General features: G+C 62.7%; 31 protein-coding genes. 6 read left to right on the top strand and 25 right to left on the bottom strand.

What is annotated here, in order from left to right; all coding sequences use genetic code 11:
• Positions 1 to 43: 43 nt before the first annotated feature.
• Genes GNH96_RS02110 through GNH96_RS02095 form a run of 4 tightly spaced genes read right to left on the bottom strand, consistent with a single transcriptional unit; the run spans position 44 to position 3,410 of the window.
• Entirely contained in the window at positions 44 to 355 is a 312-nt protein-coding gene (locus GNH96_RS02110; RefSeq protein WP_169601838.1) for a DUF2288 domain-containing protein, read from the bottom strand.
• The gene (locus GNH96_RS02105) at positions 352 to 825 is read right to left on the bottom strand and encodes a molybdenum cofactor biosynthesis protein MoaE (RefSeq protein WP_169601836.1); all 474 of its coding nucleotides are present in this window, start codon (positions 823 to 825) and stop codon (positions 352 to 354) included. The genes GNH96_RS02110 and GNH96_RS02105 overlap by 4 nt, the downstream gene beginning before the upstream one ends.
• Position 826: 1 nt before the next feature.
• Positions 827 to 1,060, bottom strand: coding sequence for a molybdopterin converting factor subunit 1 (gene moaD / locus GNH96_RS02100; protein WP_169601834.1), 234 nt, complete (start codon positions 1,058 to 1,060; stop codon positions 827 to 829).
• Between the two features lie 31 nt (positions 1,061 to 1,091).
• A complete protein-coding gene (locus GNH96_RS02095; protein ID WP_169601832.1) occupies positions 1,092 to 3,410 on the bottom strand; it encodes a DUF1631 domain-containing protein in 2,319 nt (772 codons plus the stop codon).
• Positions 3,411 to 3,576: 166 nt separating this feature from the next.
• On the opposite strand from GNH96_RS02095, the gene ampD reads away from it, so the two are divergent.
• Complete coding sequence (gene ampD / locus GNH96_RS02090) at positions 3,577 to 4,137, top strand: 1,6-anhydro-N-acetylmuramyl-L-alanine amidase AmpD (RefSeq protein ID WP_223163453.1); 561 nt, start codon at positions 3,577 to 3,579, stop codon at positions 4,135 to 4,137.
• A 50-nt stretch (positions 4,138 to 4,187) separates the two neighbouring features.
• Here ampD and GNH96_RS02085 read toward each other — a convergent pair whose 3' ends face one another.
• The 12 genes from GNH96_RS02085 to tkt (GNH96_RS02030) form a co-directional block, all read right to left on the bottom strand.
• Positions 4,188 to 5,066 carry a phosphoribulokinase gene (locus tag GNH96_RS02085; protein WP_169601828.1) on the bottom strand — a complete coding sequence of 293 codons (879 nt, stop codon included), beginning with the start codon at positions 5,064 to 5,066 and terminating at the stop codon, positions 4,188 to 4,190.
• A 237-nt stretch (positions 5,067 to 5,303) separates the two neighbouring features.
• Positions 5,304 to 5,837 (bottom strand): 6-phospho-3-hexuloisomerase, encoded by a 534-nt coding sequence (gene hxlB, locus GNH96_RS02080; protein ID WP_169601819.1) that lies wholly within the window; start codon positions 5,835 to 5,837, stop codon positions 5,304 to 5,306.
• A gap of 12 nt (positions 5,838 to 5,849) precedes the next feature.
• Positions 5,850 to 6,497: a 3-hexulose-6-phosphate synthase gene (hxlA, locus tag GNH96_RS02075; protein WP_169601817.1), complete on the bottom strand. Its 648-nt coding sequence runs from the start codon at positions 6,495 to 6,497 to the stop codon at positions 5,850 to 5,852.
• Positions 6,498 to 6,634: 137 nt separating this feature from the next.
• Complete coding sequence (locus tag GNH96_RS02070; protein ID WP_169601826.1) at positions 6,635 to 7,291, bottom strand: hypothetical protein; 657 nt, start codon at positions 7,289 to 7,291, stop codon at positions 6,635 to 6,637.
• Positions 7,292 to 7,340: 49 nt separating this feature from the next.
• Entirely contained in the window at positions 7,341 to 8,405 is a 1,065-nt protein-coding gene (fba, locus tag GNH96_RS02065) for a class II fructose-bisphosphate aldolase (protein ID WP_169601813.1), read from the bottom strand.
• Between the two features lie 23 nt (positions 8,406 to 8,428).
• Entirely contained in the window at positions 8,429 to 10,441 is a 2,013-nt protein-coding gene (tkt, locus tag GNH96_RS02060) for a transketolase (RefSeq protein ID WP_169601824.1), read from the bottom strand.
• Positions 10,442 to 10,597: 156 nt separating this feature from the next.
• Positions 10,598 to 11,587, bottom strand: a complete 990-nt coding sequence (locus tag GNH96_RS02055; RefSeq protein WP_169601822.1) for a transaldolase — start codon at positions 11,585 to 11,587, stop codon at positions 10,598 to 10,600.
• Positions 11,588 to 11,851: 264 nt separating this feature from the next.
• Positions 11,852 to 12,385, bottom strand: coding sequence for a 6-phospho-3-hexuloisomerase (hxlB, locus tag GNH96_RS02050; protein ID WP_169601819.1), 534 nt, complete (start codon positions 12,383 to 12,385; stop codon positions 11,852 to 11,854).
• 12 nt (positions 12,386 to 12,397) lie between these two features.
• Positions 12,398 to 13,045: a 3-hexulose-6-phosphate synthase gene (gene hxlA, locus GNH96_RS02045; protein WP_169601817.1), complete on the bottom strand. Its 648-nt coding sequence runs from the start codon at positions 13,043 to 13,045 to the stop codon at positions 12,398 to 12,400.
• A 137-nt stretch (positions 13,046 to 13,182) separates the two neighbouring features.
• Positions 13,183 to 13,848 (bottom strand): hypothetical protein, encoded by a 666-nt coding sequence (locus tag GNH96_RS02040; RefSeq protein ID WP_169601815.1) that lies wholly within the window; start codon positions 13,846 to 13,848, stop codon positions 13,183 to 13,185.
• Between the two features lie 49 nt (positions 13,849 to 13,897).
• Positions 13,898 to 14,962 (bottom strand): class II fructose-bisphosphate aldolase, encoded by a 1,065-nt coding sequence (gene fba / locus GNH96_RS02035; RefSeq protein WP_169601813.1) that lies wholly within the window; start codon positions 14,960 to 14,962, stop codon positions 13,898 to 13,900.
• A 23-nt stretch (positions 14,963 to 14,985) separates the two neighbouring features.
• Positions 14,986 to 16,998, bottom strand: coding sequence for a transketolase (gene tkt, locus GNH96_RS02030; RefSeq protein WP_169601811.1), 2,013 nt, complete (start codon positions 16,996 to 16,998; stop codon positions 14,986 to 14,988).
• A 226-nt stretch (positions 16,999 to 17,224) separates the two neighbouring features.
• On the opposite strand from tkt (GNH96_RS02030), the gene GNH96_RS02025 reads away from it, so the two are divergent.
• Together GNH96_RS02025 and GNH96_RS02020 are read left to right on the top strand one after the other, a co-directional pair.
• Positions 17,225 to 18,178 (top strand): LysR family transcriptional regulator, encoded by a 954-nt coding sequence (locus GNH96_RS02025; protein WP_169601809.1) that lies wholly within the window; start codon positions 17,225 to 17,227, stop codon positions 18,176 to 18,178.
• A gap of 353 nt (positions 18,179 to 18,531) precedes the next feature.
• Positions 18,532 to 18,951, top strand: coding sequence for a hypothetical protein (locus GNH96_RS02020; protein WP_169601806.1), 420 nt, complete (start codon positions 18,532 to 18,534; stop codon positions 18,949 to 18,951).
• Positions 18,952 to 19,048: 97 nt separating this feature from the next.
• On the opposite strand, the gene GNH96_RS02015 is transcribed toward GNH96_RS02020, so the two are convergent.
• Positions 19,049 to 19,282 (bottom strand): hypothetical protein, encoded by a 234-nt coding sequence (locus GNH96_RS02015; protein WP_169601804.1) that lies wholly within the window; start codon positions 19,280 to 19,282, stop codon positions 19,049 to 19,051.
• Between the two features lie 59 nt (positions 19,283 to 19,341).
• On the opposite strand from GNH96_RS02015, the gene GNH96_RS02010 reads away from it, so the two are divergent.
• Positions 19,342 to 19,737 (top strand): hypothetical protein, encoded by a 396-nt coding sequence (locus GNH96_RS02010; protein ID WP_169601802.1) that lies wholly within the window; start codon positions 19,342 to 19,344, stop codon positions 19,735 to 19,737.
• An 8-nt stretch (positions 19,738 to 19,745) separates the two neighbouring features.
• Here the strand turns inward: GNH96_RS02010 and GNH96_RS02005 are convergent, their stop codons facing one another.
• The gene (locus tag GNH96_RS02005; RefSeq protein ID WP_169601801.1) at positions 19,746 to 19,973 is read right to left on the bottom strand and encodes a hypothetical protein; all 228 of its coding nucleotides are present in this window, start codon (positions 19,971 to 19,973) and stop codon (positions 19,746 to 19,748) included.
• 322 nt (positions 19,974 to 20,295) lie between these two features.
• Positions 20,296 to 20,622: a hypothetical protein gene (locus GNH96_RS02000; RefSeq protein ID WP_169601799.1), complete on the bottom strand. Its 327-nt coding sequence runs from the start codon at positions 20,620 to 20,622 to the stop codon at positions 20,296 to 20,298.
• Positions 20,623 to 20,753: 131 nt separating this feature from the next.
• On the opposite strand from GNH96_RS02000, the gene GNH96_RS01995 reads away from it, so the two are divergent.
• Both GNH96_RS01995 and GNH96_RS01990 read left to right on the top strand, forming a co-directional pair.
• On the top strand, positions 20,754 to 21,032 hold the full coding sequence (locus tag GNH96_RS01995) for a type II toxin-antitoxin system RelE/ParE family toxin (RefSeq protein WP_169601797.1): 279 nt from the start codon (positions 20,754 to 20,756) through the stop codon (positions 21,030 to 21,032).
• 13 nt (positions 21,033 to 21,045) lie between these two features.
• Positions 21,046 to 21,330, top strand: a complete 285-nt coding sequence (locus GNH96_RS01990; RefSeq protein WP_169601795.1) for a HigA family addiction module antitoxin — start codon at positions 21,046 to 21,048, stop codon at positions 21,328 to 21,330.
• Positions 21,331 to 21,588: 258 nt separating this feature from the next.
• Here the strand turns inward: GNH96_RS01990 and GNH96_RS01985 are convergent, their stop codons facing one another.
• From GNH96_RS01985 to rpmH, 6 genes are all read right to left on the bottom strand, one after another.
• Entirely contained in the window at positions 21,589 to 21,825 is a 237-nt protein-coding gene (locus GNH96_RS01985; protein WP_223163452.1) for an Arm DNA-binding domain-containing protein, read from the bottom strand.
• Between the two features lie 166 nt (positions 21,826 to 21,991).
• The gene (gene mnmE, locus GNH96_RS01980) at positions 21,992 to 23,338 is read right to left on the bottom strand and encodes a tRNA uridine-5-carboxymethylaminomethyl(34) synthesis GTPase MnmE (protein ID WP_169601791.1); all 1,347 of its coding nucleotides are present in this window, start codon (positions 23,336 to 23,338) and stop codon (positions 21,992 to 21,994) included.
• A 14-nt stretch (positions 23,339 to 23,352) separates the two neighbouring features.
• Positions 23,353 to 24,996, bottom strand: a complete 1,644-nt coding sequence (gene yidC / locus GNH96_RS01975; RefSeq protein WP_169601789.1) for a membrane protein insertase YidC — start codon at positions 24,994 to 24,996, stop codon at positions 23,353 to 23,355.
• The gene (gene yidD, locus GNH96_RS01970; RefSeq protein ID WP_169601787.1) at positions 24,996 to 25,223 is read right to left on the bottom strand and encodes a membrane protein insertion efficiency factor YidD; all 228 of its coding nucleotides are present in this window, start codon (positions 25,221 to 25,223) and stop codon (positions 24,996 to 24,998) included. The genes yidC and yidD overlap by 1 nt, the downstream gene beginning before the upstream one ends.
• Positions 25,199 to 25,585: a ribonuclease P protein component gene (gene rnpA / locus GNH96_RS01965; protein WP_169601785.1), complete on the bottom strand. Its 387-nt coding sequence runs from the start codon at positions 25,583 to 25,585 to the stop codon at positions 25,199 to 25,201. The genes yidD and rnpA overlap by 25 nt, the downstream gene beginning before the upstream one ends.
• Complete coding sequence (rpmH, locus tag GNH96_RS01960; protein ID WP_169601783.1) at positions 25,585 to 25,719, bottom strand: 50S ribosomal protein L34; 135 nt, start codon at positions 25,717 to 25,719, stop codon at positions 25,585 to 25,587. The genes rnpA and rpmH overlap by 1 nt, the downstream gene beginning before the upstream one ends.
• Between the last annotated feature and the right edge of the window lie 147 nt (positions 25,720 to 25,866).

The following is a 25,866-nucleotide window of genomic DNA, read 5'->3' as shown; positions in this document are numbered from 1 at the left end:
CTGGGCTGGCGATGTACGTTTTACGGAATGCCTGTTTTCGAGATCATTCTCGGCGGGGAGGAATTTCCTGCACGAGAACCCAGGGGGCGATCACCACGGCCCAGAACAGCGGGCCGCGTTCATTCCAGTCCCGTGCTTCCACTTCGGTCGCGCGCCCTACCCGGCCGTCTCGAATCCAGCGGGACAAGATTTCCGTCTCGTCGGTGGCCATGACGGCGCCGACCTCGATGAGATCCAGTTCGGGAGCCACCCGGATGACCGCTCCGCGTGCGAAGTGCGGCTGCATTTCGGGCCAGGTGAGTTTGCCGGCGTCCTGGTTCAGTTTCGCGTAGAGCGAAGCGTCGTGTTCGATCATCGAGTGCGAGAGGTCGGCGGGATCGGTCGGGGGGTGTAACCGTCGGAATTCGTTTCCACCCAGCGCGCACCTTGTTCCAGGGTTTCCTTTTTCCAGAAGGGGGCTCGGTGCTTGAGTTCTTCCAGAATTTGGCGGCAGGCATCGAAGGCGGTTCCGCGGTGAGAGGACCAGACGGCGACCAGGACGATGGGGTCGGCGGGAAACAGGTCGCCTACCCGGTGAATCACCAGGGCGTCGTCGAACGGCCAGCGGGCCCTGGCTTCGTCGACGATGCATTGCAACTGCCGTTCGGTCATGCCGGGATAGTGCTCAAGCATCATCTTTCGAACCGGTTGTCCCTCGTTGTAGTCGCGCATGGTGCCGATGAATATCGCCGTCGCGCCAAGCCGTTCCGCGGCCGTGGACTCTTCCCGGTAGCGGGAAAGTTCGGCGAGAGGGTCGAAAGCGCCGGTGCGCACTTCGATCCGCATTTCAACCTCCCGTGACCGGCGGAAAAAAGGCCACTTCATCGCCGTCCCTGACCGGCGTATCGGCTTGGGCATATTCCATGTTCACCGCGCACAGAACGTTTTCGGGCAAGGGGCGGCCCTCGTAGACGGCTTTCCACACGTCGGCGACGCAGGACAGGTTTTCAAAGATGAGCCGTTCTTCGGCACGACCCATCCTTTCTCTCAGGCTGGCGAAATATCGGACGCGGATCGTCATGATGCTGGATCGAAGGTGGCGATAAGGGATATCACGGGGTTTCGGACGGCTCGGCCGGTGGTATGGGGACTGGGGCGCCGCACTGTTTCGCCGAGCGCTCGAGGGTATCGACCACGGCACCCAGCGCCCGATCCAGCAAGGGCTCGTTGGCGCCTGTTATCAGCCGGATAGTGTTGCTGGCGAGGCCTTGAGCCAGTTCATGCAGGCCGATCTCGCGAAGCTTCATGCCGCGCCGGTTGACGAAAACATAACGGGATGTGAGTTGGCTTTTCAATAAAAGCTTGCCCCGGAAAGGCAGCGTCAGATTATCGCAAAATTCGACCCAATCACCGACATGGATGTTCCTGGCCTGTTCGAGGCATTTCTCATCCATGGGGTCGGGGGTTGAGGATGGGGGCTGCGTGCCTTCGACGCCATGGATGAGAATTTCTTCGAGGTCGCCCAGCTCCAGCGCTGTCGTCGAAGCTTCTCTTCCGGCTGGCGTGGGCGGGCTGCGGTCGTCGGCATCGGCCAAGTTCTTCGAGTCCATGCCGGCGGAGGAGCCGAGCGTGTGGCGGGCACGATGCCAACGTTCGACATCCTTCAGGAAGGCATGCCTCTGTACGGGGTCGAACGAGATGTTTTCCAGCCGGTTGCGCACGGCCTGAATGATTTCCGGCTCGCCGGATCCGGTGTCCGATAGCGGGAGCGCGCCGTCATGCGAGGCTGCCCAGGCGATGAGCCGGTCCATGAGGGAGACGGCCTCCTCCCAGTCCGCGGGCTCTTTTTCCTTGCGCAGATAGGCGATGACCAGTACGTCCTTCCATGCATTGAGCAGCAATGAAACCAGCGCCGAGGGGAGCGTCCGCCCGTCAACACGGGCCGCGATTTCGACGGCCGCCGCACGCTTGGCCAGGGCCAGGCGCTCCTGGCTGGCGGTTGCCTGTCGGGTGCGTTCTTCCATGGCCTTGATTCCCTTGCCTTCACGGTCGACGAAAGCGGAAAAGTCGTCGAGCAGTACCGCGAACAGGCAAGTGTCTTCGTCGAATTCCGTCAATATGCGATAGACGACTTCCTCAATTTTCTTCAGTACGGTCTGGTCCTTCTTGTCGCCGGAATCCAGGCCCACGCCGGCCTGGGCGAGAGCGTTCAGGAGCTGCCGCAGAGGATGGGTCTTCTTGGCCAGGAAGGAGCGCTCGATGATCGCTACTTTGACGACGGGAATCTGCAAACGTGCGATGAGCGCCTTGACCGGATCGGGAAGGTTGCGGTCTTCCAAAATGAAATCGAAGATCATCGATACCATGTCGATGATGTCTTCCTCGAACTGGCCCAGGCGCCTGTGCTCTCCCTCCGGCAGGAGTCTGGTTAATTGATCGACCAGGGATTGCTTCAGGAGCGGAACCGGACCGCCGAGTTCGCGTTCATCGGATGCCGGCGCACCGGCGTTTTGTTGCAGTAAACTCAGGGCATTGACGACTTCATCGGGATCGAAGCGCTTTCCTCCCGGCTCAGCGGTCGGCTGGGGTGGCGGGTTGCCGGCTTGGGGTCTCCAACGATCGAGCAGAAGCAGGAGGTTCCGTAGCAGAGCCTCGTCGTTACCCTCTTCCGGGGAGGCGGGGGCAGGCGATGGTGAATCGTCGCCCGGTGATGCGGAAGGTCTTGCCTTCGGGGTGTTGGAGGCATCCGGCACTACGCCGTGTTCCGCCAGCAGATCGTTCAGGCGCCGATAGATCGCTCCCATCTTGCACAGGACATGCCGGTCGAAAAGCTTCAATACCACCAGGGTTACCCTGATGTCGATCGGCAGCGTGGCAAGGGAACCGGCGAAGGCGCGACACAGGACCTCGGGCGCGATGGGATTGGTCGCTTCCGGGGGCGGCTCGATGCCCCGCAGGGCCGCGAATCGGAGTTCGAGCTCCCCCAGGGTATCTTGAAACAGGAAATTTCCCTGTTGCACGGCATTGTTTACGGCCAGTTCGATGTCCAGGGCATCGTTTTCGAGAAGGCTCAAGCCGTTACCGGCAGAATATTCCGGCACAGCGGCTTGCGATGGAAGGGGCGGAGTTGCGGTCGGATTCCAGAAGCGGTCATAGGTATCGAGCACTTGATGCAGGCTACCTGTCTGGAGAACATTTTTTTCCCGGCGGATCAGGCGCATCGCATCGAAATACAAGGCCTGCAAACGGCTGTTGTCGGCCTTGTCGGAGAGCTTGAACAATTCGTCGTCGATCTGAGCGAACAAATCCTGCAGCAGTCTCTCGAATCCGGCCTCGAAAATGGCGCGAATTTGCGCCGCCAATGGATGGAAGCCGGGAAATTCCGCAGTGGTGCGTTCGTGATCCGGGCCGGGACGCAGTCCTGATCGCATGGGCTGGACTCTCGGGGGAGAAGGGATTCGACAGCCGATAGTGTAGCCTACAAGCCGGCGCTAGAGCGCCGGGGTTCGGGTGGGGAAGGCGGCACAAAATTCATAAGGTGACTGAGGCAGGCCGTCGGTGGCGGCCAGAAACATGCGAAATAGGAGAGAAAATACGATGGGATGCTGGGACAACGAAAAGATGGGGTCGCCCAATCAGGATGAAAGGCCGGAGGGCGAGACGATTTCCCTGATCGTGATTCACGGAATCACGCTGCCGCCGGGCGAGTTCGGCGGTCCGTGGATCCGGCAGTTGTTCAACAATGAGCTCGACGGCGGGGCTCATCCCTTCTTTGAATCCATCCGGCATCTGCGGGTATCGGCGCATGCGCTGATCCGGCGGGACGGCGAAGTCGAACATTACGTTCCGACGCACCGGCGGGCGTGGCATGCCGGGGTGTCTGAATTCCGGGGGCGGAGCGCCTGCAATGATTTTTCGATCGGAATCGAGCTCGAGGGAACCGACGATCTTCCCTATACGCCGGAGCAGTACCGCAGCCTCGCGGGTCTCGTGGTGGAACAGATGGCCCGATATCCGGCGATTACGGAGGATCGCATCGTTGGCCACAGCGCGATTGCGCCGCATCGAAAAACGGACCCCGGGCCGGCGTTCGACTGGGGGCGTTTCTATCGTGAACTGGCGAAACGGCTGGCGGAGCCCTCGCACTCCGGGGGTTGACCGCCGGCCGAAAAGGCGCCTTGCGCGGAATTCAAGCCGCGAGGACGGCGTCACGCCTTCAGGCGTTCCGCCATCATGCGCTCGAGGATTGGCCGGAAAATGATCTCCATGGCGAGCCCCATTTTCCCACCGGGAATCACGATGGAGTTGTGCCGCGACATGAACGAATTTTGCAACATGGACAGGAGGTAAGGGAAATCCACATTGAATTTGCCCGGCTCCTTGAAGCGGATGATCACGAAGCTCTCGTCGGGCGTGGGAATATCCCGCGCAATGAACGGATTGGATGTGTCGACGGTCGGGACGCGCTGGAAATTGATGTCGGTCTGGGAAAACTGAGGCGTGATGACCTTAACGTAGTCATCCATCCGCCGCAGTATCGTTTCAGTGACGTCCTCGGGTTTGTAGCCGCGTTCGGCGGTATCGCGGTGGATTTTCTGAATCCATTCGAGATTGACGATGGGCACCACACCGACGAGAAGATCGACATATTGTCGTACATTGATGTTTTCGGTTACGACGCCTCCGTGCAGCCCCTCGTAAAACAACAAGTCCTTGCCCGGAGGTACCTCTTCCCAAGGCGTGAATGTTCCCGGCTTGTAGCCGCCCAAGCGCTGGCTTTCCGCCTCGTTATGCACATAAAAACGGCGGTGAGCCGTTCCCGTCTCACCGTAATGGCGAAAGACGTTTTCGAGTTCGTCCAGAATGTTGGCTTCAATCGAAAAGTGGCTGAAGTGCCGGCCTTCGCGACGGGCCTTGTCGATCTGCGCACGCATCTCCACCCGGTCATAGCGATGGAAGCTGTCGCCCTCGATGATGAGCGGATCAAGCCCGAGCCTGAAAAAGATGTGCTCGAAAGCGCATTTTACGGTGGTCGTACCCGCGCCGGACGAACCGGTGATGGCGATGATGGGGTGTTTCTTGGACATTCTAGCCTCCCGTGCCTTTCAATTATACTCAAGATGGTCTCTCGAACATTGGCCGGGGGCCGATGGTAATCCCGCGTCCAAGAAGGACCCGTGACGCAAAAAATGGTTCGGAGCCTCGGGGGAAAGCTACCTGTCGGCGGTTTCGGTGAAATCCGCCGACGGATAGAGAAAATACGCTAGGCAAGCCAAGAGCGAGCGATAGAGAGGGCGTTTGCTCGCTCCGGAGCCTTTTATTCCTTATTCCAGGTTAGCGTGACGAGTTCTCATTTCTTCTTCGGGGATGCCTTTCTCATGGATGATGTGAGAGATGGTGGCTTCGAGGAAGAGGAGGGTTGAGAGCTCGAAGACGGTGCCCATGGGCATGCCGACGACTTTTCCGAAGAGCTCGGGGGAGCCGATGCGGAAGAGGGTGTCGGCGAGGTCGCCGAGGGAGGAGCTGTCGCGGGTGGAGATGAGGGCGATGGATGCGCCCTGCTCCTTGGCTTTCTTGGTGAAGGCGAGCATGGTTTCGGTTTCGCCGGAGCCAGAGATCACGATCAGCAAGTCGCCCTTGCGGATGCTGGGGGTGACGATTTCGCCGACGACGAAGACGTCATAGCCGCCATGCATGAGGCGCATCGCGAAGAACTTGGCGACCAGTCCCGACCGGCCGGCCCCCGCGACGAAGATGCGGGAGGCCTGGTCGAGCATGGCAGTCAGTTTTGCATCATAGCCGGCATCGGTGGCAGCGAGGATGCTGGAGATTTTGTCTATGATCAGTTTCTGATGCATGCGCAAGTCCCGTCAGACGGAAGCGGCGATGACCTGTTCGTAGATCTCGCGCGCGGCATCGGCGGGGGAGGCGGCGCCATAGATGGCGGCGCCGACGACGATGATGTTGGCGCCGGTCTTGACGACCTGCTGGGCGGTGGAAGCCTTGATGCCGCCGGCGACGGAGATGCGGACCGGCAGGCCCAGCTTGGCGATGGCCTGGAGGTCGGCGAACGGCGTCTGGCCTGCGGCCTGGGCGTCGAGGCCGGTGTGGATGCCGACGATGTGGGCGCCGGCGCGGGCGGACTCACGGGCGCAGGCGGCCTTGTCGGGGACGTTGATCAGGTCGACCTGGACTTCGGCGTTGTGCTTGTTGGCGGCATTGATCACGCCCTTGATGGTGGCCAGGCCGGCGACGCCGAGCACGGTGGTGATGTCGGCGCCGGCGGCGAAGAACGGCTCGGCTTCGTACTCACCGGCGTCCATGGTCTTGAGGTCGACCAGCAGCAGCTTGTTGGGGAAGCGCTTCTTGAACTCTTTGACCAAGGCGATGCCGTTGTGCTTGATGCTCGGGGTACCGATCTCGAAGATGTCGATATAAGGCGCGGTAAGGCTTGCGAGCTTCAAGGTCTGCGGGATGTCCAGCGTATCCAGTGCGAGCTGAATCAATGGTCTTGCCATGAGATCTCCTCCGATCAAAAAAAGTAGCGATAAAGAGAGTGGGTCGTGGTTTTTTGAGAGGCGTTTGCTAAACGCACAATTTCCCAACTGTAAAGAGTGAGGGGGCCGCTGTCAATGCGGCCCGCTCCCCCGAGGGCTCAGCCGTTGAGGCTTTTCAGGTATTTGGTGACGCCGGTTTCGCCCGTTGCCACGATGGTGGGCTTGGGCAGGTTCTTGATGTACTTGGCGACACCGGTTTCGACCGCGGCGGCCACTTCGGGCAGCGGCAGGCTCTTGAGGTACTTGGCCACGCCGGTTTCGGCGCCCCGGACGGGCTCCGGCAGCGCCTTGAGGTATTTGGCGACACCGGTTTCGGCGGCCCCGGCCGAGAGGCCCTGGGCCTGCAGGTATTGGGCGACGCCCGTGGCGCCGGCTGGTGCGGCGGCGGCCGGTGCGGCGGCGGCCGGGCGGGCGGGCGCCGGACGGCGGCTGCTCCAGACCACGAAGCCGATCAGGGCCACGACCACGCCGCCGAACAGGTAATAATCCGAGCCGGTGTCCTGGGCGGCGGGTTTCGCGGTGCTGGGTGCGGTTTCGGGGGCTGGCGCCGCCTTGCTGGCGGGGGCGGCCGGTGCCGCCTGGGGCTTGGCCGCCGGCGCGGCGGCTGCGGGAGCCGCGTCGTGCTTGCCGATCAGGCTGGGATCCTGATAGATCACCGACGGCTTGAAGTCGGGCGGATATTCAGCGGCTCCCGCGAGCGGGGCGGCCAGCAGCAGGGCTGCGAACACAGTGTAGGTCGAGAATGTTTTCTTCACGTGGTTTTCCCCCATAAGTCTTGTCAGTGGGTATGAAAGCTCGGCCGCGCTAGCGGACGATCGGGTCCAGTTCGCCCCGGGCATACGCCAAGCTCATGTCCTCCAGGCGCATGGGCTTGAGCTTGGATGCCTGGCCGGCGGCGCCGAAGGCCTCGTAACGGGCCCGGCAGATCGCGGTCATGGCGGTTTGCGCGGCCTTGTAGAGCTTGCGCGGGTCGAAGTTCTTCCTGTCCTCGACCATGAACTTGCGCATGGCGCCATAGGACGCGATGCGCAGATCGGTATCGATGTTGACCTTGCGGACCCCATGGCGGATGCCCTCGACGATTTCCTCGACCGGCACGCCGTAGGTCTGGCCGATCGCGCCGCCGTAGTCGTTGATCATCTGCGCCCAGTCCTCCGGCACCGAAGACGAGCCGTGCATCACCAGATGGATAGTGGGAATCCGCTGATGGATCGCCTTGACCCGGTCGATCCGCAGCACCTGACCGGTGGGTTTCCGGGTGAACTTGTAGGCGCCGTGGCTGGTGCCGATGGCGATCGCCAGGGCGTCGACCTGGGTCTGGCGGACGAAATCCGCCGCCTCGTCCGGATCGGTCAGCAGCATCGAGTGCTCCAGCTCGCCTGCCGCGCCGTGGCCGTCCTCCTCCCCTGCCCGGCCGGTCTCCAGCGAGCCCAGGCAGCCGAGTTCGCCTTCCACCGACACGCCGCAGGCATGCGCCATGTCGACCACCTTGCGGGTGGTCTCAACATTGTACGCATAGCTGGCCGGTGTTTTCATGTCCTCCAGCAAGGAGCCATCCATCATCACCGAACTGAAGCCGGACTGGATGGAACGGATGCACACCGCCGGGGAGGCGCCGTGATCCTGGTGCATGCACACCGGGATGTGCGGATACATGTCGATGGCGGCCAGCACCAGGTGGCGCAGGAACGGCTCGCCGGCATAAGCCCTCGCGCCGGCCGAGCCCTGCAGGATCACCGGGGCGTCCACGGCCGAGGCGGCTTCCATGATGGCCTTGATCTGCTCCATGTTGTTGACGTTGAACGCCGGCAGGCCATAGCCGTGCTCGGCGGCGTGGTCCAACAGTTGACGCAGGCTGATCAATGCCATGGGATGCCCTCTCGAGATGGCGTTTAGAACAAGGCCTCGACCTGGCCGACCACGTTGTCGACGGTGAAGCCGAAAGTCTTGAACAGCAGGGCGGCCGGCGCGGATTCGCCGAAGCGGTCCAGGCCGATGACTTTGCCATGGCTGCCGACGTATTTCCACCAGCCATCGCTGACACCGGCCTCGATGGCGATGCGGCGGGTCACGGCGGGCGGCAGCACGCTGTCGCGGTAGGCCTGATCCTGGGCGTCGAACACGTTGGTGGAGGCCATGGACACCACGCGGACCTGCTTGCCCTTGGCGGTCAGGGCTTCGGCCGCCTTCACCGCCAGCTCGACTTCCGAGCCGGTGGCCAGGAGGATGGCGTCGGGGGTGCCGGCGCAGTCGACCAGGACGTAGCCGCCGTGAGTGATGGCGGCGATCTGTTCCGGCGTCCGGGGCATGTGCGGCAGGTTCTGGCGCGAGAAGATCAGGGCGGAGGGGCCGTCCTTGCGCTCGATGGCGCACTTCCAGGCCACCGCCGATTCCACCGCGTCGCACGGGCGCCAGACCTGCATGTTGGGAATCAGGCGCAGAGTGGCGGTCTGCTCGACCGGCTGGTGGGTGGGGCCGTCCTCGCCCAGGCCGATGGAGTCGTGGGTGTAGACATAGATCACCGGGATCTTCATCAGCGCCGACATGCGTAGCGCATTGCGGGCGTACTCGGAGAACATCAGGAAGGTGGCGCCGTAGGGCTTGAAGCCGCCATGCAGGGCGATGCCGTTCATCATGGCGGACATGCCGAACTCGCGCACGCCGTAGTTGATGTAGTTGCCGTCGTGGCCGGGTGCATTGACGTTCTTGCAGCCGGACCACAGGGTGAGGTTGGAGCCGGCGAGGTCGGCGGAACCGCCCAAGAGTTCCGGCAGCAAGGGCCCGAAGCCGTTGAGGGCGTTCTGGGAGGCTTTGCGGGTGGCGATGGTCTCGGCCTTCTCGTTGACGGAAGCGATGAAGGCGGCGGCTTTCTCGGCCCAGTCCTTGGGCAGTTCGCCCGCCATGCGGCGCTCGAACTCGGCGGCCAGCTCGGGATAGTCGCGGCGGTAGTTCTCGAAGCGGTCGTTCCATTCGCTTTCGGCCTTGGCGCCGCATTCGAGCGCGCTCCAGGCCTCGTAGATGTCGGCCGGAATCTCGAAGGCCGGATGCGGCCAGCCGATGGTTTCGCGTACCAGGGCGACTTCGTCGGTGCCGAGGGGGGCGCCGTGGCAGTCTTCCTTGCCCTGCTTGTTGGGCGAGCCCCAGCCGATGATGGTCTGGCAGCAGATCAAAGACGGCTTGTCGGTGACCGCGCGGGCTGCCTCGATGGCGGCCTTCACGGCCTCCGGATCGTGGCCGTCGACGACCGGGATCACATGCCAGCCATAGGCTTCGAAGCGCTTCGGGGTATCGTCCAGGAACCAGCCCGGCGTGTCGCCGTGGCCGCGGACTTCGCCGTCGATGGAGATGTTGTTGTCGTCGTAGAAGGCGATCAGCTTGCCCAGCTTGAACGAGCCGGCCAGCGAGCAGGCCTCGTGGGAAATGCCTTCCATCAGGCAGCCATCGCCCAGGAACACGTAGGTGTAATGGTCGACGATGGTGTGGCCGGGGCGGTTGAACTGGGCGGCCAGGGTGCGCTCGGCCAGGGCCATGCCCACCGCATTGGTGATGCCCTGCCCCAGGGGACCGGTGGTGGTCTCGACGCCGGGGGTGTAGCCGTATTCGGGATGGCCGGGGGTCTTGGAGTGGAGCTGGCGGAAGTTCTGCAGTTCCTCGAGGGGCAGAGCGTAGCCGGTCAGGTGCAGCAGGGAGTAGATCAGCATCGAGCCGTGGCCGTTGGACAGCACGAAGCGGTCGCGGTTGGGCCACTGGGGATTGGCCGGATTGTGGCGCAGGTAGTCGTTCCACAGCACCTCGGCAATGTCCGCCATCCCCATCGGCGCCCCCGGATGGCCCGAGTTCGCCTTCTGCACGGCATCCATGCTCAAGGCTCGTATGGCATTTGCGAGTTCTCGACGTGGAGGCATGATAGATATCCTCTTATTATTTGGGTGAAAAAACGGAATCAGTGGGCTAATGCCGGATGCGAACGCTTTAGCGGCGATTCAAGGGGCGGCGTAGTGGGATTCGGAAGGGAAACAAGACCGTCGCAACGGGTGTTCCCGTTGCGACGGCCCCTTACCTTATGCCGCTTCCAGATGGACCAAGCGATCGGCCAGCAACTTCTCCAACTGTTCGAGTGCCTTGGTGAAGCCTTGGATACCTTCTTCCAGCTTCTCGTTGGCCATGCGATTTTCCGCATGCATCTTGTCGAAAGTGTATTTGTTGACGTGGATTTTCTCGATCGGGTAGTCCTTCGCCTTGATGGGATCCAGCTTGCGCGGCAATTCACCTTCCGTCGCTTGCAGCTCGGCCAACAGGGAAGGCGCGATGGTCAACAGGTCGCTCCCGGCCAGCTCGGTGATTTCGCCGATATTGCGGAAACTGGCGCCCATGACTTCGGTCTTGTAACCGAACTTCTTATAATAATTATATATCTGGGTCACGGACAGGACGCCTGGATCTTCATGCGGGGCGTAGGATTCGCGTCCGGTCTCCTTCTTGTACCAGTCGAGAATGCGGCCGACGAAAGGTGAAATCAGGGTAATGCCGTTTTCGGCGCAGGCGATGGCCTGGTGGAGACCGAACAACAGAGTCAGGTTGCAGTGGATGCCTTCCTTTTCCAGCACGGCAGCGGCCTCGATACCTTCCCAGGTGGCGGCGATCTTGATCAGGACGCGCTCTTTGGAAACCCCGGCGGCTTCGTATTGCTTGATGATCTCGCGCGCCTTCTCGATGGTGCCCTCGGTGTCGTAGGAGAGGCGGGCATCCACCTCGGTGGACACGCGTCCTTCGATGATCTGCAGGATCTTCAAGCCGAAAGAGACGGCCAGACGGTCGAAAGCGAGATTCGCCACTCGGGCGGCCGAAGCATCAGCCCCCAGAGTTTGACGTGCGCCCTTCAAGGTATCGTCGACGATATCCTGATATTGCGGCATCTGGGCGGCAGCGGTGATCAGCGAGGGATTGGTGGTCGCGTCACGTGGCTTGAATTTCTCGATTGCTTCGATGTCTCCGGTGTCGGCTACGACGACGGTGACTTCGCGGAGTTGGTCAAGCAGGTTTTTCGACATTGTGGACTCCTAAAGATTTCTTAAAGTATCGGGTGCTGCCAGCAATCACGAGAATGTTTCCAAGTCGGGATGTCATCTTCCCACACAGGCTTCACGCAGTGGCATTAGCGACGCTGCGCTCTCGGTGTGTTCTTTGGCCTTCCCGCTGGCGTACTTGCCCGTCTTGGCCGCATGGGCTTGGGTTGAGCCCGGAGCGCCAAGCGTGGGGCGTACCTGAAGGGCAAGAGCCTGAGCAGAAGGGAGGACTGCCACAGGCTTTGCCTTTTATTCCAGGTTAGCGTGACGAGTTCTCATTTCTTCTTCGGGGATGCCTTTCTCATGGATGATGTGAGAGATGGTGGCTTCGAGGAAGAGGAGGGTTGAGAGCTCGAAGACGGTGCCCATGGGCATGCCGACGACTTTTCCGAAGAGCTCGGGGGAGCCGATGCGGAAGAGGGTGTCGGCGAGGTCGCCGAGGGAGGAGCTGTCGCGGGTGGAGATGAGGGCGATGGATGCGCCCTGCTCCTTGGCTTTCTTGGTGAAGGCGAGCATGGTTTCGGTTTCGCCGGAGCCAGAGATCACGATCAGCAAGTCGCCCTTGCGGATGCTGGGGGTGACGATTTCGCCGACGACGAAGACGTCATAGCCGCCATGCATGAGGCGCATCGCGAAGAACTTGGCGACCAGTCCCGACCGGCCGGCCCCCGCGACGAAGATGCGGGAGGCCTGGTCGAGCATGGCAGTCAGTTTTGCATCATAGCCGGCATCGGTGGCAGCGAGGATGCTGGAGATTTTGTCTATGATCAGTTTCTGATGCATGCGCAAGTCCCGTCAGACGGAAGCGGCGATGACCTGTTCGTAGATCTCGCGCGCGGCATCGGCGGGGGAGGCGGCGCCATAGATGGCGGCGCCGACGACGATGATGTTGGCGCCGGTCTTGACGACCTGCTGGGCGGTGGAAGCCTTGATGCCGCCGGCGACGGAGATGCGGACCGGCAGGCCCAGCTTGGCGATGGCCTGGAGGTCGGCGAACGGCGTCTGGCCTGCGGCCTGGGCGTCGAGGCCGGTGTGGATGCCGACGATGTGGGCGCCGGCGCGGGCGGACTCACGGGCGCAGGCGGCCTTGTCGGGGACGTTGATCAGGTCGACCTGGACTTCGGCGTTGTGCTTGTTGGCGGCATTGATCACGCCCTTGATGGTGGCCAGGCCGGCGACGCCGAGCACGGTGGTGATGTCGGCGCCGGCGGCGAAGAACGGCTCGGCTTCGTACTCACCGGCGTCCATGGTCTTGAGGTCGACCAGCAGCAGCTTGTTGGGGAAGCGCTTCTTGAACTCTTTGACCAAGGCGATGCCGTTGTGCTTGATGCTCGGGGTACCGATCTCGAAGATGTCGATATAAGGCGCGGTAAGGCTTGCGAGCTTCAAGGTCTGCGGGATGTCCAGCGTATCCAGTGCGAGCTGAATCAATGGTCTTGCCATGAGATCTCCTCCGATCAAAAAAAGTAGCGATAAAGAGAGTGGGTCGTGGTTTTTTGAGAGGCGTTTGCTAAACGCACAATTTCCCAACTGTAAAGAGTGAGGGGGCCGCTGTCAATGCGGCCCGCTCCCCCGAGGGCTCAGCCGTTGAGGCTTTTCAGGTATTTGGTGACGCCGGTTTCGCCCGTTGCCACGATGGTGGGCTTGGGCAGGTTCTTGATGTACTTGGCGACACCGGTTTCGACCGCGGCGGCCACTTCGGGCAGCGGCAGGCTCTTGAGGTACTTGGCCACGCCGGTTTCGGCGCCCCGGACGGGCTCCGGCAGCGCCTTGAGGTATTTGGCGACACCGGTTTCGGCGGCCCCGGCCGAGAGGCCCTGGGCCTGCAGGTATTGGGCGACGCCCGTGGCGCCGGCTGGTGCTGCGGCGGCCGGTGCGGCGGCGGCCGGGCGGGCGGGCGCCGGACGGCGGCTGCTCCAGACCACGAAGCCGATCAGGGCCACGACCACGCCGCCGAACAGGTAATAATCCGAGCCGGTGTCCTGGGCGGCGGGTTTCGCGGTGCTGGGTGCGGTTTCGGGGGCTGGCGCCGCCTTGCTGGCGGGGGCGGCCGGTGCGGCCGGTGCCGCCTGGGGCTTGGCCGCCGGCGCGGCGGCTGCGGGAGCCGCGTCGTGCTTGCCGATCAGGCTGGGATCCTGATAGATCACCGACGGCTTGAAGTCGGGCGGATATTCAGCGGCTCCCGCGAGCGGGGCGGCCAGCAGCAGGGCTGCGAACACAGTGTAGGTCGAGAATGTTTTCTTCACGTGGTTTTCCCCCATAAGTCTTGTCAGTGGGTATGAAAGCTCGGCCGCGCTAGCGGACGATCGGGTCCAGTTCGCCCCGGGCATACGCCAAGCTCATGTCCTCCAGGCGCATGGGCTTGAGCTTGGATGCCTGGCCGGCGGCGCCGAAGGCCTCGTAACGGGCCCGGCAGATCGCGGTCATGGCGGTTTGCGCGGCCTTGTAGAGCTTGCGCGGGTCGAAGTTCTTCCTGTCCTCGACCATGAACTTGCGCATGGCGCCATAGGACGCGATGCGCAGATCGGTATCGATGTTGACCTTGCGGACCCCATGGCGGATGCCCTCGACGATTTCCTCGACCGGCACGCCGTAGGTCTGGCCGATCGCGCCGCCGTAGTCGTTGATCATCTGCGCCCAGTCCTCCGGCACCGAAGACGAGCCGTGCATCACCAGATGGATAGTGGGAATCCGCTGATGGATCGCCTTGACCCGGTCGATCCGCAGCACCTGACCGGTGGGTTTCCGGGTGAACTTGTAGGCGCCGTGGCTGGTGCCGATGGCGATCGCCAGGGCGTCGACCTGGGTCTGGCGGACGAAATCCGCCGCCTCGTCCGGATCGGTCAGCAGCATCGAGTGCTCCAGCTCGCCTGCCGCGCCGTGGCCGTCCTCCTCCCCTGCCCGGCCGGTCTCCAGCGAGCCCAGGCAGCCGAGTTCGCCTTCCACCGACACGCCGCAGGCATGCGCCATGTCGACCACCTTGCGGGTGGTCTCAACATTGTACGCATAGCTGGCCGGTGTTTTCATGTCCTCCAGCAAGGAGCCATCCATCATCACCGAACTGAAGCCGGACTGGATGGAACGGATGCACACCGCCGGGGAGGCGCCGTGATCCTGGTGCATGCACACCGGGATGTGCGGATACATGTCGATGGCGGCCAGCACCAGGTGGCGCAGGAACGGCTCGCCGGCATAAGCCCTCGCGCCGGCCGAGCCCTGCAGGATCACCGGGGCGTCCACGGCCGAGGCGGCTTCCATGATGGCCTTGATCTGCTCCATGTTGTTGACGTTGAACGCCGGCAGGCCATAGCCGTGCTCGGCGGCGTGGTCCAACAGTTGACGCAGGCTGATCAATGCCATGGGATGCCCTCTCGAGATGGCGTTTAGAACAAGGCCTCGACCTGGCCGACCACGTTGTCGACGGTGAAGCCGAAAGTCTTGAACAGCAGGGCGGCCGGCGCGGATTCGCCGAAGCGGTCCAGGCCGATGACTTTGCCATGGCTGCCGACGTATTTCCACCAGCCATCGCTGACACCGGCCTCGATGGCGATGCGGCGGGTCACGGCGGGCGGCAGCACGCTGTCGCGGTAGGCCTGATCCTGGGCGTCGAACACGTTGGTGGAGGCCATGGACACCACGCGGACCTGCTTGCCCTTGGCGGTCAGGGCTTCGGCCGCCTTCACCGCCAGCTCGACTTCCGAGCCGGTGGCCAGGAGGATGGCGTCGGGGGTGCCGGCGCAGTCGACCAGGACGTAGCCGCCGTGAGTGATGGCGGCGATCTGTTCCGGCGTCCGGGGCATGTGCGGCAGGTTCTGGCGCGAGAAGATCAGGGCGGAGGGGCCGTCCTTGCGCTCGATGGCGCACTTCCAGGCCACCGCCGATTCCACCGCGTCGCACGGGCGCCAGACCTGCATGTTGGGAATCAGGCGCAGAGTGGCGGTCTGCTCGACCGGCTGGTGGGTGGGGCCGTCCTCGCCCAGGCCGATGGAGTCGTGGGTGTAGACATAGATCACCGGGATCTTCATCAGCGCCGACATGCGTAGCGCATTGCGGGCGTACTCGGAGAACATCAGGAAGGTGGCGCCGTAGGGCTTGAAGCCGCCATGCAGGGCGATGCCGTTCATCATGGCGGACATGCCGAACTCGCGCACGCCGTAGTTGATGTAGTTGCCGTCGTGGCCGGGTGCATTGACGTTCTTGCAGCCGGACCACAGGGTGAGGTTGGAGCCGGCGAGGTCGGCGGAACCGCCCAAGAGTTCCGGCAGCAAGGGCCCGAAGCCGTTGAGGGCGTTCTGGGAGGCTTTGCGGGTGGCGATGGTCTCGGCCTTCTCGTTGACGGAAGCGATGAAGGCGGCGGCTTTCTCGGCCCAGTCCTTGGGCAGTTCGCCCGCCATGCGGCGCTCGAACTCGGCGGCCAGCTCGGGATAGTCGCGGCGGTAGTTCTCGAAGCGGTCGTTCCATTCGCTTTCGGCCTTGGCGCCGCATTCGAGCGCGCTCCAGGCCTCGTAGATGTCGGCCGGAATCTCGAAGGCCGGATGCGGCCAGCCGATGGTTTCGCGTACCAGGGCGACTTCGTCGGTGCCGAGGGGGGCGCCGTGGCAGTCTTCCTTGCCCTGCTTGTTGGGCGAGCCCCAGCCGATGATGGTCTGGCAGCAGATCAAAGACGGCTTGTCGGTGACCGCGCGGGCTGCCTCGATGGCGGCCTTCACGGCCTCCGGATCGTGGCCGTCGACGACCGGGATCACATGCCAGCCATAGGCTTCGAAGCGCTTCGGGGTATCGTCCAGGAACCAGCCCGGCGTGTCGCCGTGGCCGCGGACTTCGCCGTCGATGGAGATGTTGTTGTCGTCGTAGAAGGCGATCAGCTTGCCCAGCTTGAACGAGCCGGCCAGCGAGCAGGCCTCGTGGGAAATGCCTTCCATCAGGCAGCCATCGCCCAGGAACACGTAGGTGTAATGGTCGACGATGGTGTGGCCGGGGCGGTTGAACTGGGCGGCCAGGGTGCGCTCGGCCAGGGCCATGCCCACCGCATTGGTGATGCCCTGCCCCAGGGGACCGGTGGTGGTCTCGACGCCGGGGGTGTAGCCGTATTCGGGATGGCCGGGGGTCTTGGAGTGGAGCTGGCGGAAGTTCTGCAGTTCCTCGAGGGGCAGAGCGTAGCCGGTCAGGTGCAGCAGGGAGTAGATCAGCATCGAGCCGTGGCCGTTGGACAGCACGAAGCGGTCGCGGTTGGGCCACTGGGGATTGGCCGGATTGTGGCGCAGGTAGTCGTTCCACAGCACCTCGGCAATGTCCGCCATCCCCATCGGCGCCCCCGGATGGCCCGAGTTCGCCTTCTGCACGGCATCCATGCTCAAGGCTCGTATGGCATTTGCTAACTCTCTTCGCGTCCGCATGTCGGTCTCCTTCTAGTGTTGTCTGCTCGCTGGGATGCGTGGAAAATTCCGAAACAATGTATTATCCCTCAGTAAATTCCATCTTGTCACGCCTGGAAACCGGCGCAGCCTCCAATTGTGTACCGCGGTGAAACGGCCCATGTCGTGCAGGGCCGCCTAATGTATCGGCAATCTATGATAAGAGAAAATCAATCTCTCTTAACAAAAGAATAAATATAAATTATCCATGAACATTACCCTGCGACAGTTGAAGGTGTTCGAGCGTGTCGCGCGGCGGCTGAGTTTCACGCGGGCGGCCGAAGAGCTCTATCTGACTCAGCCCGCCGTATCGATGCAGATCAAGCAGTTTGAGGAAAGCATCGGGCTGCCTCTGTTTGAACGTCTGGGGAAAAAGATCTTTCTGACCCGTGCGGGCGAGGAGCTGTACCGTCTGAGTCGGCAGATTTCGCTGCAGCTCGAAGAGGCCGAGCAGCTCATCGAGGAATTGAAAGGCACCGAAGGGGGGCGGCTCGTCGTCGCAGTAGCGAGCACGGTGCACTATTTCGCGATCAGGTTGTTGGCGGATTTCTGCAAGTCCTATCCGAAAGTACGGGTGAATTTCAAAGTGACCAACCGCCAGGGACTGTTGCGGATGCTCGAGGACAATGAGGTCGATACGGTGCTGATGGGGCGGCCGCCGGAAGAGCTGGATCTGGTGGCCGAAGCGTTCATGGACAATCCATTGGTCATCATTGCGCCGGCCGGTCATCCGCGTGTCGGCGAAAAAGGCATACGCCTAGAAGATTTGCGTAACGAGACGTTTCTCATGCGAGAGCAGGGATCGGGTACCCGAAATTCGGTCGAACGGTTTTTCGCCGAACGAGGCGTGCGGATCGTTGCGAGCATGGAAATGAATACCAATGGTGCGATCAAGCAGGGGGTCGAGGTTGGCTTGGGGCTCGGGCTGGTGTCGATACACACCGTCGAGCGTGAGCTTGCCGACGGACGGGTGGTGATCTTGGACGTGGAAGCTTTTCCCATCATGCGGCAGTGGTACATCGTGCACCGGGCGGGCAAGCGCTTGACGGCGACGGCAACCGCTTTCGAGGACTTCGTGCGGAGTGAGGCCCAGCGGTTCGTGGCGCCGTTCAATGCGATTCTCGGCGCCGGGCAGGAAGCGGCGCTCGGGGCGGTGGAATAATTGATCGCGAAGAGGGCCGACGGATGATGCAAAATCAAGCGAACTTTCGTAACTCAAGGGGCCGCACCTGGGAACACTTTTCAACCATTGCCCGCCCGCGCGGTCATTTCTGTAGCCCCCGCCTACCTGTGCGGGCGCGCGATCGTTCGCGGCTTATGCCAAGGCGATGATGGACGATCTGGGTGAGGCTGCCCGGCCTTATCTGCGGTCGTGGTATGAGGGCGTCAGATATTTCCCGAGCTTCGATGCCGAGGGCATGACGCCTGCCGCCGAGATCGAGGCTTGGGTTTCTTCTGCCACTCGCGAAGCGGGCACGGCGCAGAGTGGCGAACCACACAAGAGGAGTACGGCACATGGGCACGCTGAACCGTTACAAACGGATGGTGGATCAGGCACTGAAGGACAAGAACCCGTCGCTGCGGGAGTCGCTGCGAGCGGCGGGCGATCTGGACGAGTATCTGACGGCGTTCGCCAAAATGATCAACGCGGCGGTGACGGAGAGCTTCGCGGCGGCGAGCGCCAGGCCGGCGTTCCAGCGGCTGAAGGGCATGGAGAAGGTGGGCCGGTTGAACGCGCTGCGGCAGGAGATCGAGGAGATCACGCTGGCGGAGCTGCTGGAGTTTCCGGAGGAGAATTCGGAGGAGAGCCCGGAGGACGAGGAGACCGGGGAACCGTGGTTTCCACCGGAGATAGCGGCGGAGCTGGAGCGGACGCCGACGGACGTGCTAAAGAAAGCTCTGTTCGGCGAGCTGTACGGGCCCATCGACCTGTAGACGTCGTCATCGAAGACGGTGATCTGGCGCGGCGTGGCGGCTGGAAGGCGCGGGCTGCCCGCAGTACTCGCCCTGCGAGTGGCGTGCCCTCAGCCAATCATTCCGTACTCGCTTCGCGATAGGCAAGCCGTTCGATTGCCTCCCGCCAGCGGTTGCGGGAGGCTCGCTTCAGTCGGCCAGCGTCCATGTCCACTGTTGTAGGAATATCGTCTTCAATGTCGAATATGCCGGATAATCCATGCGCGGCGAGGTCACCATCAGCGATGACACGCGCCCCGTCTTGTCTGGCGATCGCCTTCGGATCGACCGCAATCCGGCCATCCCAGCCCACAAGACGCCACTCGCAAGGTGGGTGTTGTGAGTAAGGAGGAGAAGAATGAGGACTGTATCATGAGCCACCACGCACAAAACTTTCTTGGCGGATTGTTCCTGACGCTGGCATTCACGCTCGACCCCTCTCAACCGGCCTGCGCCGGCGAGTTTTTGGACAAATTCGATGACCACGGACAAATGCTTGAAGAGTACAGAGCGAGAGGCGAAGCCATCTCTCGTGACTATATCAAGCAGTTGAACGACATCTCTGAACGGTCACGCCAGCGCATCCAGCCATTGCTGGCGCCACCCATCAGCATTCACCCGACCTACCCAGGCACCTCCGTTCCGGATTACGGGCCGCCGGGCTATGTCCTGAAGCCCAACTTAGGCGGCGGTGCCATCCTGTACCGCACCTACCCAGGCACCAACGTACCCGACATCAGCGCCCCAGGCTATTCCATCGGGCGCTGATCTTCGTATCACAGCGACCAGACCCAGCCGCCCTCGTCCGGCCCGAGGTTCGACTTCACCCGCGCCAGGCAGCGCCCGCCGCCGTCCTCCTCCGACCGCTTGAAGGCCGCGAACACGATCCGGGCCAGCGCCCCGAACGCCAGTGAGCCGGTCACCCGCTCCAGCGGATCACGGCCCGCCGACCCCTTGGAGAAGTGCGAGATGCCCAGCATGGTTGGTGAGCGTAGTCGAACCAAGGCGAGGCATCAGGGTGTCCCTCACGTCGTCCTCGCCGGACCAGATCAGCACGCTGCCCGGCGATGACGTGCAGCTTGCCTTTCGCCAGCCAGCCCGGCCACAGCCAGCGGACCGGCTCAGGCTGCACGCTGGCGCCCTGCAACAGGTTCACCCCCAGCGTCACCCGGCCACACCGCGTCACCGGCGAAGACGGAGCCGTCACTGGCGTGTCCGGTGAGCGCGGCTCGACAGGGCTCGCCGACCGCAGTCGAACCGCGCCCTTGGTAAAGGATGTCATGGTGTTGGCTCCTTGGGTTGCTTGGGAACCGTCACCAGCGGTTGTCACGCCGCAAGGGTGACGGACGATGCGAGGGTGGAAAACCGGCACCAAGGAACCGGCCACGGACGTACCGTGCCCCGCACCGCCCGCCGTAGAGCATCGACGGACACAAAAAAGCGCCGTCGACTGGCGCATGGTGCGCAGCACTTTGCGGCCAGCGCCGCCGGATTGAAGCCGGCCTCGCGTGTGGCTGCTAGCCCGTGCTTGTCCCAGAACGTGAGGATGTCAAAACGTCGTTGGGCATCTTTCGGGATCATCCCCCAAAGTTGTCCCCAAGCAGCTATCCGGTAAAACCCCCGGATGCCGTATCCGATGTGCTTGACTTGCATGACGCTCCTCCACACTCAGAGGATTGCCAAATGTTTCTGAACTTATGCACCCGGCTTGCGGGCCTGCCGCGCGGACGGGCCGCCTCTCCCGCGTTATTGCGGAATGTATCGCCTCACTATACAGTCATACCATGATCAAGAGCTTCCGGCACAAGGGGCTTCAAGCCTTCTTCGAGTCAGGAGCCAAAACCGGCATTCAGGCGGACCATGCGGACAAGCTGGGCCGCCAACTGGCGGTATTGAACGCCGCGAGGACGTCTGACGAAATGAACCTCCCCGGCTGGCGGCTGCACCCCCTCAAGGGCAACAGAACCGGTCTGTGGGCCGTCAAGGTCTCCGGAAACTGGCGTCTGACGTTTGGCTTTGAAGGCGAAGACGCCGTTCTGGTCGACTACCAGGACTATCACTGAGCAAGGCACCACCATGACGATGCACAACCCGCCCCACCCTGGGGCCATCCTGAAAGAAGACGTGCTCCCCGAACTGGACTTGAGCGTCACCGAAGCCGCGCGGCAGCTCGGCGTATCGCGCGTCGCCCTGTCCCGAATCCTGCACGGCAAGGCCGCGATTTCCGCCGGCATGGCACTACGGCTGGAAGCCTGGATCAGCGGCCCCACCGCCGAAACCTGGCTTCGCATGCAGTCCGACTACGACCTCTGGCAAGCCCGCCAGCGTCCCGCCCCCAACATCCAGCGTACAGCCGCATGAGCAAGTAGGGCGGATGCCGAAGGCGATCCGCCACCCCAACCGCCATTCGCTGGGCGAGTACCGCGAGCGCGAGGGTCACCTCATTCCGCTGGCCAGCCCCGATCCCAGCCCGCCGCCCAAGCCAGCCCCCGTCGCGCCGCCTGGTCGAACTGCTTGGATTGTTTGAGCAGCCTGATAGCCTCAATAAGTTCCGTCTTCATGCTCGCCTCGCTATCAAGAACCCCAGCCCGCCGGAGCGGGCGGGGTGGTTGGACAGGATCAACCAGGCCGGGTTGTGCGGGCATGTACTTCGTGCCCGGCTTGATTGAGGACGTAGACCGGCGCCAGGTCAGTGGGATAGTTGCCCAGCGTGACCTTTTCCTGCTTGCTGCCGCGCCCACCCAACCGGTAGCGAAACCGCCACACCTTTGCGCCGCCCGGCATGACTTCCACGAACAGTCCGCCCCCGTCGGCGGACTGGTAAGCCTTGCCAGCAGGTTTAGGGTCAGGGCACACCGCCGCCTCGTCACGGGAGCACCGCTTTCCATCATGGGCGCACCTATGGGTACGCATTTAAGCGGATTTACGCGGAACACACAAACCGACAATGGAACAAAAAGCCCGCATTTTCGCGGGCTCTCAATGGGTTATCGGTATCGTGCGGAACAGGTCGGAAGGCTTGTTATTTTCCGATGCAGAAACTGGCGAATATCCGGCTCAGCAGGTCCTCATTGGTGAATTCGCCGGTGATCTCGCCGAGGGCTTTTTGAGCGGCATGAAGTTCCTCGGCCATGAGTTCGGCAGTTTTCGTCCCCAGGTAAAGGCGAGCGTTGACCAAGGCTGCATGGGCTCGTTGGATCGCGTCCAGGTGCCTGCGGCGGGCGCTGAATAGGCCTTCGGTTCCTCTTTCGTACCCCGCGCGGCGGGCGAGTTCCTGCCTCAGCAGGTCGATACCTTCTCCGGTTTGGGCGGAGAGATGGACGGTGGTGGTGTCTTGGGAGGTGACGAGGGAAGCCTGGTCGCCTGTCAGGTCTATCTTGTTGAATATCCTGATGATCGGGATAGCCTCCGGCAGGCCGGTCAGCAGTTCGTCGCTGGCCTCGGGGTGACGGGCGTCGATGACCAGCAGAATGCAGTCGGCGTTGTCGAGCGCTTCATGCGCGCGCCGGATGCCTTCGCGTTCGATCGGGTCCTCGCTGTCGCGGAGGCCGGCGGTGTCGATGACATGCAAGGGGAGGCCGCCGACCTGGAGCGATTCGCGCAGGATGTCGCGGGTGGTGCCCGGAATCTCGGTCACGATCGCCGAGTCGCGTCCGGACAGTGCGTTGAGCAGGCTCGATTTGCCGGCATTGGGCCGCCCTGCGATCACTGCCGTGAGCCCTTCACGTAGCAACGCGCCTTGGTGTGCCTTGCGTTCGATGGCCTGGAGGTCGTCCAGCGATTCGGCGAGACCGCAGCCGATGGCGGTGTCCTCCAGCCAATCGATGTCTTCGTCGCTGAAGTCGATGGCGGCCTCGACATGGGTGCGCAGCTGGATCAGGCGCTCCAGCAGACGGTGGATATGGGCGGAAAATTCGCCCTGCAGGGAGCGCTGGGCGGCACGCGCGGCTTCGGTCGTACTGCTGTCGATCAGGTCGGCGATGGCTTCGGCTTGGGCAAGATCCAGCTTGCCGTTCAGGTAGGCACGTTCGGAAAACTCTCCCGGACGGGCGAGCCGGCATCCCAGTTGCAGCGCGCGCCTCAGCAAGAGATCCAGAATCACCGGGCCGCCGTGGCCGTGCAGTTCGAGGACGTTTTCGCCGGTGAATGAGCGGGGGGCTGGAAAATACAGCGCGATACCGCTGTCGATGGTGCCGCCGTCGGCGTCGAGGAAGCGGCGAAATTCGGCGCAACGCGGACGCGGCGGGCGGTGGAGCATGGCGCTTAGGATCGGGCCGAGCTCTGCGCCGGAGATTCGGACGATGCCGACGCCGCCCTTACCCGGCGGCGTGGCGATCGCGGCGATGGCGTCGCGTTCGGGAGCGACCATCGCTGAGTCAAAGATCAGGCCCTGGCCGCAGACGGTTTCTCGATCTGGCGGGTGATATACCACTGCTGCATGATCGACAGAATGTTGTTGACCACCCAGTACAGCACCAGACCCGACGGGAAGAACAGGAAGAATACCGTGAAGATCAGCGGGAAGAACTGCATCACACGGGCCTGGATCGGATCGGTCGGTGGCGGATTCAGGCGCTGCTGGATGAACATGGACACGCCCATGATCAGCGGCAGGACGAAGTACGGGTCTTTGGAGGAGAGGTCGTTCAGCCAGAGCAGGAACGGCGCCTGGCGCAGATCCACGCTTTCGACCAGCACCCAGTACAGTGAGATGAATACCGGGATCTGCACCAGGATCGGGAGACAGCCGCCGAGCGGGTTGACCTTCTCTTTGCGGTACAGCTCCATCATGGCCTGGTTGTAGCGCTGGCGGTCCTCGCCGTAGCGCTCTTTCAGCTCCACCAGCTTGGGTTGCAGCTTTCGCATGTTGGCCATGGAGCGGTAGCTGGCTTCGGAGAGCTTGAAGAACAGCGCCTTGATGACCAAGGTCACGAAGATGATGGCCCAGCCCCAGTTGTTGAAATAGCTGTGGAACTTCTCCAGCAGCCAGTAGATGGGTTTGGCGATGACGGTCAGAATCCCGAAGTCCGCGGTCAGTTCGAGGCCGGGCGCGATGCCTTCCAGCACGTGCTGCAGCTTGGGGCCGGCGAACAATCGGGCCTTGAGGGTCTGGCTGCTCCCGGCCGGGACGTCGGTCGCGGGGGAGTAGGCGCCGATCACGAAGACGCGATCGGCCAAGGCCTTGGTGTAGAACGTCGACTCGTCCTCGGCGGGCGGAATCCATGCCGCGAGAAAGTAGTGCTGGATCATCGCGATCCAGCCTTGCCGGGATTTGAGGTCGAGGTTGCCGTCCGCCATGTCCTTGAAGGTGATCTTCTCGTAGCTCTTGTCCGCCGTATGCAAGACGCCGCCGGTGTAGGTGCGGATGAATTGCGAGTCTTCCTGAGCGCCGGTCGGTTCCTTGCGCTGAAGCTGCATGTACTGGCGGCCCGACCAGTTAGAGCCCGAGCGGTTATCGATGGTTTGTTCCATATCGATCAGGTAGGCGCCGCGCCGGAAGATATAGGTCTTGGTGACCGTGACGCCTTGGCCGTCGGTCCACGTGAGGGGGACGCGCAGGACGTCCTGGCCATCCTGCAGCCGGTATTCGCTGGCCTCGGCATGCCAGACGCTGTGATGGGTGGGAGCCTGCTGCGTTGCGCCGATGAAGCCGCTCTGGGCGATGAAGATGTCGCCCTGGTCGGTCAGCAGGCGTACCGGCTGATCCGGCCGGTCCTTGCTGACAGGGTAGTTCAGCAGGTCGAGCTGGCGAAGATCGCCGCCGCGGGTGTCGATTTCCAGACTCATGACGTCGGTGCGGACCTGGATGCGTCGGCTGCCCTCCCGCGTCGGGGGTTCGGCGCGTACCGCTCCGTCGGCCACGTCTTCGCTTGGCCGTTGCGGGAGATCGCCCGCCGGGCCGGGGGTGGCGTTTTCGGTTTGGGCCACGGCTTCGGGTTTCGGGCCATAGTCGATCTGCCACTGCTGCCACAGCAGGAAGCTCAGGAATATGAAAAAGACGAAGAGCACAAACCGTAGGTTATCCATTATTGTTTTCCAAGTTTTTCCGGGACCGGATCGATGCCGCCATGATGCCAGGGGTGGCATTTCAGGAGCCGCCGTATTGTAAGGTATGCTCCGCGCATCGCGCCAAAGCGCTCGATGGCGTCTATGGCATAATTCGAGCATGTAGGGAAGAATCGGCAATGGTGACCGACCCAAGGGCTGAGCAGGTACTGGTAGAGTCGGATCAAGGCGATGAAGAGTCGCTGCATCGTCGGGTCAATCTGAGCCAATGTTTTTCCAGGGCGCGCCGCAGCACGGCGGAATTCACGGCGGTTGCCGGCGTGCGGGCCATGACGACATAATCGAAGGCGCCGAGTTCGGCTTGGCGGCAACGGAACGATTCACGAACCAGCCGCTTGATCCGGTTGCGGTCGACGGCCTTCCGAATCTGTTTCCGGGATAGCGCCAACCCGAGCCGCGCGTGGGCCCGGTCGTTGGGGCGGGCCAGCACCGTGAGCCATGAGTCCGAGGAGCGGAAGGCCTCCTCGAATACGGAACGGAACTCGACGGGGCTGACCAATCGGTGGGATCTGGGGAACCCGTACCCTTGGCCGGGAACGGGCCGTTCCATCAGACCGAAAGCTTTTTGCGCCCTTTCGCGCGGCGGGCGCTGAGGACGGCGCGACCGCCGCGGGTCTTCATGCGGGCGCGGAAGCCGTGGGTGCGCACGCGCTTGATCTTGCTCGGTTGATACGTTCTTTTCATGATCTGTCCTGCTCGGTGCCGGGGGTGGCAAAAAGAAAAAGAGCGCAATCATATGGTGCGGGTCGTTCGGCGTCAAGAATCTGGGCGCGAGTTCATTTTCCGGTAGAATATCCTCCCCCTTCCGGGTTTAGCCCGCCCCTACCCGTT

It is taken from the genome of Methylococcus geothermalis, assembly GCF_012769535.1.
In the GTDB taxonomy this organism is placed as follows: domain Bacteria; phylum Pseudomonadota; class Gammaproteobacteria; order Methylococcales; family Methylococcaceae; genus Methylococcus; species Methylococcus geothermalis.
Note: the sequence above shows the minus strand (reverse complement) of the source record. Positions and strands in the feature narration are given on the sequence as shown.

What these genes read in the sequence shown, in the direction of transcription:
- GNH96_RS02110 (WP_169601838.1), bottom strand. Translation starts at nt 355, where the DNA reads ATGATCGAACACGACGCTTCGCTCTACGCGAAACTGAACCAGGACGCC.
- GNH96_RS02105 (WP_169601836.1), bottom strand. Translation starts at nt 825, where the DNA reads ATGCGGATCGAAGTGCGCACCGGCGCTTTCGACCCTCTCGCCGAACTT.
- moaD (WP_169601834.1), bottom strand. Translation starts at nt 1,060, where the DNA reads ATGACGATCCGCGTCCGATATTTCGCCAGCCTGAGAGAAAGGATGGGT.
- GNH96_RS02095 (WP_169601832.1), bottom strand. Translation starts at nt 3,410, where the DNA reads ATGCGATCAGGACTGCGTCCCGGCCCGGATCACGAACGCACCACTGCG.
- ampD (WP_223163453.1), top strand. Translation starts at nt 3,577, where the DNA reads ATGGGATGCTGGGACAACGAAAAGATGGGGTCGCCCAATCAGGATGAA.
- GNH96_RS02085 (WP_169601828.1), bottom strand. Translation starts at nt 5,066, where the DNA reads ATGTCCAAGAAACACCCCATCATCGCCATCACCGGTTCGTCCGGCGCG.
- hxlB (WP_169601819.1), bottom strand. Translation starts at nt 5,837, where the DNA reads ATGCATCAGAAACTGATCATAGACAAAATCTCCAGCATCCTCGCTGCC.
- hxlA (WP_169601817.1), bottom strand. Translation starts at nt 6,497, where the DNA reads ATGGCAAGACCATTGATTCAGCTCGCACTGGATACGCTGGACATCCCG.
- fba (WP_169601813.1), bottom strand. Translation starts at nt 8,405, where the DNA reads ATGGCATTGATCAGCCTGCGTCAACTGTTGGACCACGCCGCCGAGCAC.
- tkt (WP_169601824.1), bottom strand. Translation starts at nt 10,441, where the DNA reads ATGCCTCCACGTCGAGAACTCGCAAATGCCATACGAGCCTTGAGCATG.
- GNH96_RS02055 (WP_169601822.1), bottom strand. Translation starts at nt 11,587, where the DNA reads ATGTCGAAAAACCTGCTTGACCAACTCCGCGAAGTCACCGTCGTCGTA.
- hxlB (WP_169601819.1), bottom strand. Translation starts at nt 12,385, where the DNA reads ATGCATCAGAAACTGATCATAGACAAAATCTCCAGCATCCTCGCTGCC.
- hxlA (WP_169601817.1), bottom strand. Translation starts at nt 13,045, where the DNA reads ATGGCAAGACCATTGATTCAGCTCGCACTGGATACGCTGGACATCCCG.
- fba (WP_169601813.1), bottom strand. Translation starts at nt 14,962, where the DNA reads ATGGCATTGATCAGCCTGCGTCAACTGTTGGACCACGCCGCCGAGCAC.
- tkt (WP_169601811.1), bottom strand. Translation starts at nt 16,998, where the DNA reads ATGCGGACGCGAAGAGAGTTAGCAAATGCCATACGAGCCTTGAGCATG.
- GNH96_RS02025 (WP_169601809.1), top strand. Translation starts at nt 17,225, where the DNA reads ATGAACATTACCCTGCGACAGTTGAAGGTGTTCGAGCGTGTCGCGCGG.
- GNH96_RS02020 (WP_169601806.1), top strand. Translation starts at nt 18,532, where the DNA reads ATGGGCACGCTGAACCGTTACAAACGGATGGTGGATCAGGCACTGAAG.
- GNH96_RS02010 (WP_169601802.1), top strand. Translation starts at nt 19,342, where the DNA reads ATGAGCCACCACGCACAAAACTTTCTTGGCGGATTGTTCCTGACGCTG.
- GNH96_RS02000 (WP_169601799.1), bottom strand. Translation starts at nt 20,622, where the DNA reads ATGCAAGTCAAGCACATCGGATACGGCATCCGGGGGTTTTACCGGATA.
- GNH96_RS01995 (WP_169601797.1), top strand. Translation starts at nt 20,754, where the DNA reads ATGATCAAGAGCTTCCGGCACAAGGGGCTTCAAGCCTTCTTCGAGTCA.
- GNH96_RS01990 (WP_169601795.1), top strand. Translation starts at nt 21,046, where the DNA reads ATGACGATGCACAACCCGCCCCACCCTGGGGCCATCCTGAAAGAAGAC.
- mnmE (WP_169601791.1), bottom strand. Translation starts at nt 23,338, where the DNA reads ATGGTCGCTCCCGAACGCGACGCCATCGCCGCGATCGCCACGCCGCCG.
- yidC (WP_169601789.1), bottom strand. Translation starts at nt 24,996, where the DNA reads ATGGATAACCTACGGTTTGTGCTCTTCGTCTTTTTCATATTCCTGAGC.
- yidD (WP_169601787.1), bottom strand. Translation starts at nt 25,223, where the DNA reads ATGCAGCGACTCTTCATCGCCTTGATCCGACTCTACCAGTACCTGCTC.
- rnpA (WP_169601785.1), bottom strand. Translation starts at nt 25,585, where the DNA reads ATGGAACGGCCCGTTCCCGGCCAAGGGTACGGGTTCCCCAGATCCCAC.
- rpmH (WP_169601783.1), bottom strand. Translation starts at nt 25,719, where the DNA reads ATGAAAAGAACGTATCAACCGAGCAAGATCAAGCGCGTGCGCACCCAC.